The following is an 8,101-nucleotide window of genomic DNA, read 5'->3' as shown; positions in this document are numbered from 1 at the left end:
CTTCAACAGCGCCCACATCCATGGCACCGATGTGCCGGTGGAGGAGCCGTCCACAGCATCAACACCGGAAGTCGCGGATTCAACCACGCAACAAAACCAGCCGGGGCTTCTAAATTGTAGAGGTCAGCAGCCGATTAATATCTCGCGACCACCCGCGCGGCAGAGAATTACTGCGCTAGTCGTCTGATCAAACTTAATGAGATATTCGTGCCAGGATACTTCCGCCTCTCCTCGCCCACCTGCCGGTCACACTCGGCGCAAGGTTCATGGATTTTGGAAACATCCGCGCCAACAACTCTTCCGCCGACTGAGAGGAGATTCCACCGCGTTGAAGATGCCGAATTTCCCCGCGCTGCCTGTGGACTGGTGGCGCTTGTGTTCGATTTCGGAGCGGGCGGCCGGAAACTGCATTAGGACAGTTGTTCAATCAAATGTTCGGTTGGGCAAGCCGGTACTTGTCTGTGTTCACCCCAGTGGCCCAGTTTGAAATCAGCAGTGGCTTAATTTGAAAATTGGGAGCATCAATCTGCTCCGAAATCATTGGAGGTGCTCATGTTGAAATTCGTCGTTGTTACCATCGTTGCGGCGCTTCCACTCTTCTTCTTAAGCGCCGGGAACGTGCGAGCTAGCGCAGCTGATAAGATGAGCGGCAAGCCTGCTGGCAGCTTCGTTGCATGCCCGGCTGGCACTTGCGGCCCCAAGGGCTTTCCCCATGCGAAGGCAATCAAGGGTTGTAAGGCATCGAACTGCCCCAAGTAACTGCGCAGGAAGGGGCAGCCTTAGTTGGCGGCTTCTTTCATTTGTCGGGCTGCATCATCTCTAGGATACCCCGATACTTCTGAAGCAGCCGTTGAGGTATTCGTCGATATCGTGGAGCTTCGGTTCGAGTTCGGCGACCAGGGTCGCTACCGGTGACAGAGAGCGTTGTGCTCCCGCCTGATCGGGAATGCATCATGCCCGGACGGCCCGGCCAAGTTCAGCCGGTTAAGTTCAAGTGCCGCAGACCATGAGTTCTGCGTGTTTGAATTTCCTGCATGCGAGGGATGGCCCAAGGGCTATTGGCGCTTGCGAATTGCCCTTTGAAGGGTCGGAAGAATTTCCGCTTTTTCGTCAAAATTTGAGTTTGGGAACTTTTTAGCCGAGAACTGAGGGATCCCGGACATGCACCCGTCTCCGACTTACTCTCTGGCAACGTCAGCAGACCCGAGCTATGCGCTCTATTGCGCCCATAGATATGACGGTCTACCACCCGAAAATTCCCTTCAGTCCCGCATAAACGGAACCACCCACCGTTACCACGATGCTTGCTAACGGCACTGCCTTGCGAAGAATGTCTTGAATCGTGCGCGCGCGGCGTCGAAGCAATTCCTCACCGGCATACGGACCGAGCATTAGCGCGATCTTGTAGGCGATGGCATGGGGCCTGTCCCCCCGGGCCATCGTTTTCGGCAATACATCAAGTATCAGGAATCCGAGAATGTCACCGCTCAAGTATGCAAGCGCAACGCTCGCGCCGTACTCGATGACCTCTCGCCATTCGAACCAGGAGCCGGGAACGATTGGGACAGCATCGTTGAGCCCGGTCACGACCAGCATGCCCGTCACCGATAGCGCCGCTGTCAGAACGCCGACAAGAACGGCGCCGCCAAATCTGATTCTCTGCCGCGCATAAAGCAAAAGGCCGAACGGCAATGGAATAACGATCGATGCCAGCCTCAGGTAAAGCGGGTTCACATTAAATGTGATCGTGACGAGAACGTGTGCCGCGACCAACAGCACGATCGGCACGAGGACATATCCAAGTGTATGCACCGCAAAATAACGGACCGGAAAACGTATCCGTCCGAGCCTGGCATTTACGACGTCAAGTTCGTGGCGCAACCTGTCGAGGTCGGCGACAATTTCATCGATCTCGAGCATCACAGGACGCACGATCCGCAAATCCCGCGAACAGTGCCTGCAGGCTATGGCCTCATCCTTGATGGTTTCTGCGCAGAACGGACATTCCATCAGGCTGAACGACTGTTTGTGCGGCGTGTCAGGCGTTCAATTTCAGCCTTGGCCTTCGCGAGTTCGCGAAGCACCGCGTCACGCTTCCGTATCAGATCGTCGCGCTCGGCGAGCAGCGATTTCGGCACGGCAATGTCGCGGGCGCACGAGCCGCAAACAAGCGCCTCCGGACCATTCTCGTTCAGGCAAAACGAACACATCATCTTGTGCAGCCTTAAGGCGTGACCTTCAGGGCAAAAATCATGGTTCCGGTGCGCCCGTCCAAATCCTTGAGGTCGACGCGTAACATGTGGTCGCCGACCGGCAGTTGGGTATCCGGGATGTCGATCCCGGTCGGCTGCACAAATGGCTTGACGCGGCTCGTCAGGTCGACGCTCGGTGTCTTCAGATAAGTAAACTTGACCGAAGCCGGATCGATCTTTGCGCCACCATACGACACAAACGAGAGCCGAAAATGCATTGGTGAATGACTGGGGTCGCTATCGGCAACGAATTCGATTTTCGGACCCCTGGTGATCCCTCGCAGGTCGGTTGCTACCGCTCCCTTGAGTGGCGGCAATTTTGCTTCTTCCTCGGTTATGAGAACCACGGCGGCAAAAGCGGGAAGCGCCGCCGGCATGGCACTCGCAACACAGATTAACAACAATCCCAAACAGTGACTCCGCACGATCATTCTCCCTATTGTCTTGCAGCAATTGGCCTTAGCGAGCTCCACCGTCGCCGATGATGGAATAGGGAGCCCAGAATAACGGGTGAGCGTAAGCAAATTCAGTCTTGCCGTCGGCCCCGATATATCCGGGACCATCCACCAACGCCATCATGGCCTGCCGTAGGGCTTCGCCGCGCGTCAATTTGGGATCATCTGCCTGCCGCTTGAACAGATCGGTGATAAGTTGCCGCGCCGACTGCGAATGCACCGACCAGTTGGTGACGAGCAGCGCCCGCGTACCGGCATAGAAGAATGCGCGACCAAGACCCGATGCGGCCTCGGCGCCGGCTCCCGCTCCCGCTCCGGTGTTGCAGGCCGACAGCACTACCCAGTCGGCATCGAGCTTCAATCCCAGGATTTCCTCCATGGTGAGGAGACCATCGCCCTCGACACCGGCGACCGCAGGCGCGGTAAGTGCCAGCGCCGGCTGCGTGAGCCCGTTCAGTTCGCCGGTCATAAGGCCATGTGTGGCAAAGGCCAGTATCTTGAACCCCGAAAGGTCCATCGTTTTGACGACGCTCTCGTTGGCATCCTTGCCGAGCTTCAGGACTTTCGAGGGGTCGGCCTGTAGCGCGAGCGCGATCGACCGCAATTCGTCGGCGGTGTCCGGCAAACGCGGCAACATGGAGAGTTCGGCGCTATCGACGCCTTCAAGCTTCGGACTTGAGCGGCGCTTGAGTGGCATGCCGCGCGTGGTCACTTCGCTCGTACTTGCCACCGCGACGGGCGTTGTCGCCGATTCGGCTCCCGCTGCCTGTTCGGCGTTGAAGAAGGGATCGCCAAACGCAATCAGCTCGCCGCGTCCCGGCTTGCCGGGTGGCAACTGGCGGAGGGCGCGCAGAGCCGCGGAAGAGGGCACTATCGTGACTGCGTATTGCCGCGCGAGCCATGGAACAGCGCGGTAGCTCGAAAACAGCGGCTCGTCGTTGGGATCGATCTCGGCAGGAGCTGTCGGCAACAGCGACAGGGGCAACAGGCCGAGTGCGCCGTTGGTCACGACAATCAATCTCTTCGACTGCTTCCAGCCAGCCTCCACCGGGGCCAGCAACAGCGAATACAATTCATAGCCAAGCTTCAGGTCGAACGGCGGAATGTCGGAAATCATCGCGGCTTGCGGCTCCAGCGCCTCGCGCAGCTTGCGCACCTTGCTTCCGATCTCGCCCGAGTTTGCCTTGATCTCCGCGAAGGCCACAGGTCCTGCCTTCGGCACGGCCCAGACAAAGCTGGCGTCCCGCCCGAAGTAGAACGACAACACGGCCTCACCATCGGCCAGCGTCGCCTTGATCTGGTCGACAGTCGGCGGCTTGGGGTCGACCAGATCGGCGTAGGACGGGAAGCTCTTGTCGATTTCGGCGCGCGCCTTGTCCCGGTCGGCTCGTAATTTCTCGATCGAGGCGTTGACGGCTTTCACGCCCTTCTCGTCGCGTTCGGCGGACGGCATGGCGAGGATGTTGTTGAGCAGGCCCAGCTGTGCGCTCACTTCCTTTTCCAGATCCTGTTCGTTGCGAATGAGTTCGGCGAGCGCCGGGTCCTTGATCGAGGCTCGGGCGCCGGAGGCCGTCAGCGCTTGCTGGACCGAACGGCTACGGATCGAATCCGCGAGGCTGAACGTATCCGCGATAATATCGCTGCTTCCAGACTGCGTGTGCGCCAAAAGCTTGATGTAAGATTCCACAATCCCCTGCAGCCGCTGGCTCCGTCCGACCACGACCGAGGCATCGTCGTCGTCGGCATTCTCGCGGGAGGCCGCCAGTAGAATCGGAAGCGCGGCCCTGAACTCGCGGATAGCATCGGTATCCTTGCCGGCGCGCATCAACCCAACGGCGAGAATTCCCCGGGCGGAAGCTGCGTCGAAATGCTTCTCGCCGACTCTCGCGATTTCACGCTTCAACAGCGCCTGCGCTGCGTCGAGACCTGCCTGGATTTGCCCTGACGCGAACATGGCGTTGATGCGCGAGCCATTCAGCTCCAGCACTTCACGCCGTCGGGGTTCCCACTTGGCGATTGCCTTGTCGAGTTCGGCGTAGACCGAAGCGGCTTCAGGCAACTTGCGCTGGAACGTCAGGATGGCGCCGAGTTGGGACAGCATCTGCGCGCTGGCTTGAGCGGCGTCCTCGATGTTCAACGAGCGATTGATGTCGAGCGCCGCGCGCGTCAGCTTTTCAGCTTCCACGTAGCGGCCTTCCGCGATCAGGATATTTGCAAGGCCCATGACGAAATTCGTCGTCGCTGGATTGTATTTGCCCGCAGATTTCAGCTGCGATTGCAACGCGCGCCGCACATCAACTTCGGCCTCCGCCAGCCGACCCTGCTTCGCCTTCATGCGTCCGACGGCGAGGAGGTTGACGTCCGCGGCGCCAAGCACCTGCGACTCGGGCGGTGCATGCTCAAAGTTCTTGAGGTCGGTAATCAACGCCAACTTCCACTCGCGCGATTTAGCGTAAGCCGCCTCGGCCTCGCGGAACTGGCCTCGCGCATCGAACACGAGCGCGCGAATCCACTCGACGTCGCCTTCCCAGCCCCGTCCTTTAAGCGCGTAGCTCGCCCGTATCGCGGGCACGCCGCTGGTGCGCATTTCTGCCAGCATGGCCGTGCTTCGGCGCATGTAGTCTTCGGCCTGCGGGATGTCTCCCATTTGCACCAGGATGGAAGCGGCCACGCGCAGCGCGTTGAAGGCGTAACCTTTCTGCCCCGGCCGGTTGGCGTCGGTGACCATGAATTGGGCTATCTGCAGCGCGCCCTTGATGTCGCCCAGCGCCAGCTTCTGAAGGCCGATGAACTGCCTGATCCGCGGGCCAAAAGATGCGTCTCCGGACGATTGCGTCGCGGCGAGCGCCTTCTCGCCGTCCGCCATCGCTTCCACATTGCGGCCGAGCAGCGCGCGGGCAATGCCACGGTCGTAGTAGAACTCCGCGGCGGGTTTAGTGCTTTTCCCCGGCTCAACGTCGGCGTCGGACCTCAGCTTCGCGGCCGTCGCCGGGTCGGGCTTTTCGTTATCGAGCACCGAAGTGATATCGGCGATCGTACGCGGCGGCGCGACGAAGCCAGCCGGCAATGCATTGCCCGGAGCGACCACGTCCTCCTTCGGCTTGCCATCCTTGTAGATCGCGATGGGGGCATTGGCCCTGCCATTGGCGGCATTGAGGGCCGCCAGCACGCATGCCTTGACCCTCGGTGTGATGGCGGCCCTGCATGTCGCCAGATTGGCTTCGCGGTCGCCACCTTTGCCCATCCCCTGCATGCAGGCTTGAACGTTCGGTTTGCCGACGGTCTCCCGGCAGTTCGCGACGGCCTGCTCTTGAGAGAGTGCGTAAGCGCTTTGGCTTGCGGCGACCACGGTGGCCAAGGCGATCAAACTCGTGACGGCAAAGCAGGTTAGTGATTTTGCAAAATTTTGAGCGCCACCAGCTACAATGTTCGGCATTAATGACTGCTCCCTGCACCCGCTATCACCTGTGGCAACAAGTAAGCGGCAACCTTCGCATGCGAGCTTGCCGTCAGGTGTATCTCATCCGCTTGATACCCCGCGCCACCACTGTGTTGTGGGCCGACAATCATCCTATAGGCGGCTTGAATGGCCGTGGCTCCATGCGCGCGCGCGACGTCGATGATTTGCGCCCTGTTTGCATCGATCTGCGCTTCAGAAATGCCATGTTTACGATCGTTGTCACCCCCGGTGTCGAACACGACGACCTGCGTCCCCGCCGGAATGGCATTGGCCCGCCTCAAAACACCTGCACTCGTATCACCATCGATGGCACTGACTGTGACGGTCGCGTCGTAGCCTTCCGCCCGCAACATTCGTTCAAGTACGGCAGGCCAGGCTTGGTCGGAGCCCACGCCCTTGCCATTGGTGTTGCTTGCGCCCACGGCAAAAACCCTTATTGATTTGGCATCTGCGGCGCTGGCGAATGTAACCATGCCGAACGTAATAACGGCGGCGATCACCCCACCCTGCAGGATACGCCGAATAATTGGCACGAATTTCTCCTTCCTAGGAACCGTGTTTTATCGCATTGGCAAAATTCAACCGAATTTTCCGAGACGAACTTGTTCAACTTGATCACCAGAGCATCTTGAGTCGCGGGCCGCTAGGCCAAATGTCGGCTAGCAACGCGTTTGCGAGGTTCGAAGGTCCGTTCCGGGTCACATTCGCGGACTGGCGCAGCCTTCGAGGTCCGCTTGACCCGAACGGCGGACGTCGGCTGGCGTGACCCATGGGTTACTTCTCCGCCGTTGTTTGTTTAGGCACGTCATACCCCGAATATCCTGGTATAGCGCGCCTTGATCGCTTCGCTCTGCACCTGCACCTCGGCAGGATCGGCCTTGAGCAGTTTCAGGGCGGACAGCGGCGTGCGGCCCGGCTTCTCCGTGACCTGCGCATGGAACGAACGGTGGGCGTAGCTGTCGGCCAGCATTTGCTGGGTTTCGGCGCTGAAGAAGAAGTTCTGGAACAGCCGCGCGGCGTTCGGATTGGGCGCGCTCTGGAAAATGCCGGAGGGGACAATGATCAACGGCGCGCCTTCGGTGGCATAGACCGCCTCGACCGGCTTGCCCTGGTCCTTCAGCAGCATCAGGTTGTAGTCGTTGCCGTCGGCCATGACAGCGCGCTCGCCGAGCAGGATCTTTTTCGGAGGGTCCGCCGCCGACTGCACCTGCATCACCTTTTGCTGGGCGAGCTTTTCAAGGTACGGCCAGCCGAGGTCGCGGGCGAGCACGAAGGTAGCGGTCAGGATCGCGCCGCTGTAGCCGGGATGAGCCTTGACGATCTTGCCCTGCCACTTCGGATCGAGCAGGTCGGCGTAGCTCTTCGGCGCGTCCTCGGGCTTGACCAGATTGGTATTGTAGCCGATCGCCTCGATCCACGCGCAGGAGGTCGCGTGCGTTCCGTCCGGATCAACCTGATCGGCCGGAAAATGCCGGGCGACGTCGTCGGGAACATAGGCCGCGAGCCAGCCGTTCTTTTTCCAGTCGAGATAATGTGCGGGGTCGGTAGAGTTGGCGACGTCGACCGCGTGAATGCCGCTGCCCTGCTCCTGTGCGATGCGCTGGAATATCCGCTCCGCGCCGGAGCGCTCGACGCGCACGGCAATGCCGGGATATTTGGCCTCGAAGGTCTTGCCCAGCCGCTCGGCGACGTTGAGTTCCAGCGCCGAATAGTACGACAGGCTGCCCTCCTTGCGCGCGGCTTCGATCAATGCCGGCGTGACGGCGGTCGGTGGCGGCGCGGCCGCGCGCAGCGGTTGCGCGAACAGCAGGCCCGCGGTCGATGCCGCCGATGCCTTGAGCACGTCACGCCTCGACCATTTCCGGTTTCGCAAGGCAGCCTCCCGTTGAATTGCGCGACTGGTCTTCGGCCGCGATCTTGCCGGTTGAGTATAA

At 60.2% G+C, this 8,101-nt stretch carries 7 protein-coding genes; 1 reads left to right on the top strand and 6 read right to left on the bottom strand.

The features are described from left to right. Positions 1-187 (top strand): hypothetical protein (locus tag E7813_RS09350; protein WP_291573088.1); only part of this gene is annotated, 187 nt, incomplete at its 5' end. A gap of 1,055 nt (positions 188-1,242) precedes the next feature. Here E7813_RS09350 and E7813_RS09345 read toward each other — a convergent pair. The 6 genes from E7813_RS09345 to E7813_RS09320 all read right to left on the bottom strand — a co-directional run bounded on the left by E7813_RS09345 (position 1,243) and on the right by E7813_RS09320 (position 8,040). Continuing rightward, positions 1,243-1,920 carry a hypothetical protein gene (locus E7813_RS09345; protein ID WP_291573086.1) on the bottom strand — a complete coding sequence of 226 codons (678 nt, stop codon included), beginning with the start codon at positions 1,918-1,920 and terminating at the stop codon, positions 1,243-1,245. A gap of 89 nt (positions 1,921-2,009) precedes the next feature. Next, positions 2,010-2,138 carry a hypothetical protein gene (locus E7813_RS09340; protein WP_291573084.1) on the bottom strand — a complete coding sequence of 43 codons (129 nt, stop codon included), beginning with the start codon at positions 2,136-2,138 and terminating at the stop codon, positions 2,010-2,012. Positions 2,139-2,224: 86 nt separating this feature from the next. Beyond that, entirely contained in the window at positions 2,225-2,629 is a 405-nt protein-coding gene (locus E7813_RS09335) for a hypothetical protein (protein WP_291573082.1), read from the bottom strand. 82 nt (positions 2,630-2,711) lie between these two features. Continuing rightward, entirely contained in the window at positions 2,712-6,056 is a 3,345-nt protein-coding gene (locus E7813_RS09330) for a CHAT domain-containing tetratricopeptide repeat protein (RefSeq protein ID WP_363331163.1), read from the bottom strand. 86 nt (positions 6,057-6,142) lie between these two features. Beyond that, on the bottom strand, positions 6,143-6,700 hold the full coding sequence (locus E7813_RS09325) for a GDSL-type esterase/lipase family protein (protein WP_291573078.1): 558 nt from the start codon (positions 6,698-6,700) through the stop codon (positions 6,143-6,145). Positions 6,701-6,972: 272 nt separating this feature from the next. Next, positions 6,973-8,040 carry an extracellular solute-binding protein gene (locus E7813_RS09320; RefSeq protein ID WP_291573076.1) on the bottom strand — a complete coding sequence of 356 codons (1,068 nt, stop codon included), beginning with the start codon at positions 8,038-8,040 and terminating at the stop codon, positions 6,973-6,975. Positions 8,041-8,101 lie beyond the last annotated feature (61 nt).

Source organism: Bradyrhizobium sp. (assembly GCF_004799405.1).
Lineage (GTDB): Bacteria > Pseudomonadota > Alphaproteobacteria > Rhizobiales > Xanthobacteraceae > Bradyrhizobium.
This window is presented reverse-complemented; position numbering and strand designations above follow the sequence as displayed.